Source organism: Claveliimonas sp., from assembly GCF_037273965.1.
In the GTDB taxonomy this organism is placed as follows: domain Bacteria; phylum Bacillota; class Clostridia; order Lachnospirales; family Lachnospiraceae; genus Claveliimonas; species Claveliimonas bilis.
This window is the reverse complement of sequence record NZ_JAYAZJ010000008.1, coordinates 1-3,041: the sequence shown is the minus strand read 5'-3', so window position 1 is coordinate 3,041 and position 3,041 is coordinate 1. Positions and strand designations below refer to the sequence as shown.

The 3,041-nt window shown below is 44.1% G+C and carries 3 protein-coding genes; all 3 read right to left on the bottom strand.

Annotated features, from left to right (window positions below; genetic code table 11):
- Positions 1-889: glycosyltransferase family 2 protein (locus WJ238_RS00100; RefSeq protein WP_337605819.1), on the bottom strand; the 889-nt coding region annotated here is incomplete at its 3' end.
- Complete coding sequence (locus WJ238_RS00095) at positions 886-1,818, bottom strand: NAD-dependent epimerase/dehydratase family protein (protein WP_147599853.1); 933 nt, start codon at positions 1,816-1,818, stop codon at positions 886-888. The genes WJ238_RS00095 and WJ238_RS00100, both read right to left, overlap by 4 nt.
- Positions 1,819-2,115: 297 nt before the next feature.
- Positions 2,116-3,041: thiamine pyrophosphate-dependent enzyme (locus WJ238_RS00090; protein ID WP_337605818.1), on the bottom strand; the 926-nt coding region annotated here is incomplete at its 5' end.

Here is a 3,041-nt window from a genome sequence, read left to right as displayed (position 1 = left end):
CTCTTCCGATCTTACTCAGTACATATTCTCCAAGAAATCCGATAAAGAACAGCTGAAGAGCTCCCAGAAAGAACATACCGATGACCATAGGAGCAATGCCTGCCGAAAAACGATCCCAGTACATCAGCTTCAGAATCAGATATACAATACCTGCCGCAAAGCTCAGACCGCCAATAATAAAACCGGCAAAAGTTGCCAGACGCATCACTACTTTAGAATATGAGGTAATACCAATCATGGCATAATCATAAAGGCTGTAAAAATTATTTTTGCTTTTTCCTGCTCTTCTTTTAGGCTGAATATAGGGAATTGCTTTATAATCAAACCCAAGCTCTGCAATGATTCCACGAAGATAGGGCATGGGATCATGAAGGTCTCGCACCACGTCTACAAATTTTTTGTCATACAGTCCAAAACCGGTAAACTGTTCAATATGGTCGATCTCGGTGATCTTTCTGATCATCTTGTAATACAGACCACGGATCCTGTACATTCCCTTTCGTTCCTGACTGGCATTTTTCACACCGATCACGATTTTATTTCCCTGTTCCCATTCTCTGACAAATTTCGGGATCATCTCTACCGGGTCCTGAAAATCAGCGCACATACGAACCACACAGTCTCCATATGCCTGTTTCATACCGTAAACAGGAGATCTGGCCTGACCGAAGTTTTTTGCATTAAAAATAGCCTTAATGTTTTTATTATTGGCACACAGTCCGCGGATCAGCGCCTGCGTATTGTCTTTGGAATGATTGTCAATAAACAAAATCTCATAGTCATAATCACTGAGGTCGCGCTCCATTACTTCTGTAACTGCTTTTGACAGTGGAACCACGTTTGCCTCTTCATTATATGTAGGAATTACCACTGAAATTTTCTTTTTCATTTTTTATCTCCTGTACTCTGGCTTTTCAGCCAGGCAATGGTTTCTCTGATTCCCTGCTCAAACGTATACTCCGGTACAAAACCTGTATCCTGATAAAGAGAATCAATATCTGCGCAAAGGTTCATTACAGCGCCTTTGGGATATGGTCTGGCTCCGATCCCCGGATTCCTGTAATCTGTAAGCTCTGCCATTTTCTGTATATAATCCCGAAGCAGCGCAGGCTGTCCGCTTCCTACGCAGTACACGGCTCCGTCCCGTCCTTTTTCTCCAATAAGATAAAAGGCGCGGCCTGCGTCTGCGCTGAAAAGATATTCCCATCTCTGCATTCCGGGTGTAAATTCTGTAGGCTCCCCTGCCAGCATTTTTCTGAGGCCGGAGGCGATCATGGTAGTTTCTTTTTCATAAATTCCATAAACACTGAATATTCTGGGCCAGATACACTCTATTCCCAGTTCCTTGCAAAGCATCCTTGCCAGATATCCGGATGCCAGCTTTGCCGCTCCGTAAGGAGTTGTGGGATTTGCCGCGCTTTCTGGTGAAATCCTGTCCAGATCCAGCAGACCGTACTCTGCCTGGGATCCGGCTCCGATAAAACGTTTACAGCCAAGAGCTGCCGCTGCCTTTACTGCTGCTAAAGTATACCCGATGTTCCGGCTTTGAAGCTCTGTGCTTGAATTTCTGTTTTCTCCGGTATTCCCCCAGGCAATATGATAAAACGTATCGCATTCCTGCGAAATCATTTCCGGCAACCTGTCCAGATGCTCCAGAGAACAGTCCGCAAATTTGATCAGACTGCTTTCCGGCAAACGGGAACGCTTTTTTGACCCTTCCCGTACAACTGCATAAACCTCTGTTCCATGCTTTATGCATTCTTCTATTAAAGCCACGCCGATCATACTGGTGGCTCCTGTTACAATAATCCGCTGCATAATTTTCCTTCTTATTTAACTTTTGTACTGTCTTTAGAATATATGAAATCAGAAAAACTCTTCTGTTTTTCTATTGTTTCTGCTGTCTGGCAGAATATTTTTGTCTGATTTAAAGAGCATAAAAATACTCTGGCGTATTGTCTCATTCATTTTCAGTGTAATGACGCAAAGTGAATTTTCCGTCTGTAAGGCGAAGGAATAAGGTGATGCGGCAGCATCGGCGATTGACGACAGCCCGGCAGCTGGAAATTCAGACAATTATTATGCGAATGTGAATGAGACATTATACTACTTCTGCTACGGAAGAGGAATGTACATATTTTCTTCCAGCTCCTCCCTGGAAAGAAACGGATACATGTCCTCAAGAGGCGCAGACACCATTTTTCCATCCGGAAGCTTTTTCGATGAGGTTTTCGGCTCGGTTTTCTGATACCTGGTTACAAAAACCTCACATACAGCCGCTCCATCCATTTCCAATACTTCCTTAATCGTATCCGCCAGTTTTTCTGAGCTGTGAATACATCTGTACGGAAATCCATAAGCCGGAATAAGCTTCTGAAGATCCGGAAAGCTCAGGTCGCCGCTCTCCTGTCCAACTCCCACCAGAGGCTCTCCAAAATAGCTCTGCTGAGTCTGTCGAATGGAATGATATCCCTGATTGTTGATTACAAAAAGTTTTATCGGAAGATGATTCTGCCTGATCGTCTGCAGTTCCTGAATATTCATCTGAAGGCTTCCTTCTCCGGTTACACAGACTACCGGCTGTTTCCCGGATGCAATACACACCCCTGTTGCCCCCGGAAGGCAGAATCCCATAGACGCTGTATTGGGATTTGTAATAAAGCGCTGACCTTTTTTTACACGAAAAGCCTGACTTCCTGCAACTCTGGAAGTTCCCACACTGACCATAAGATTCTGGTTTTCCTTCATGGCTCTGGACAGTTCTTCATAAAACGCATAAATATTTGTGCAGCCATCCTCCACAATTTCATAATGACCGGACACAACAACCGGATATTTTTGCTTCCATAAAAGACACTGATTTCTCCATGCATTTCCCTGGAATAAGGGGTTTTCCTTGGAAGCTCCACGTTTTTTTGCAGCCTTTATCAGCTTTCGGATCAGCTCTCCGGCATCGCCGCATACAGGCAGACTGACATGCAGGCTTGGTTTTTTCAGTTCATTTTCATCAATATCGTTCAGAATGGTATAGCTTTCTCTTG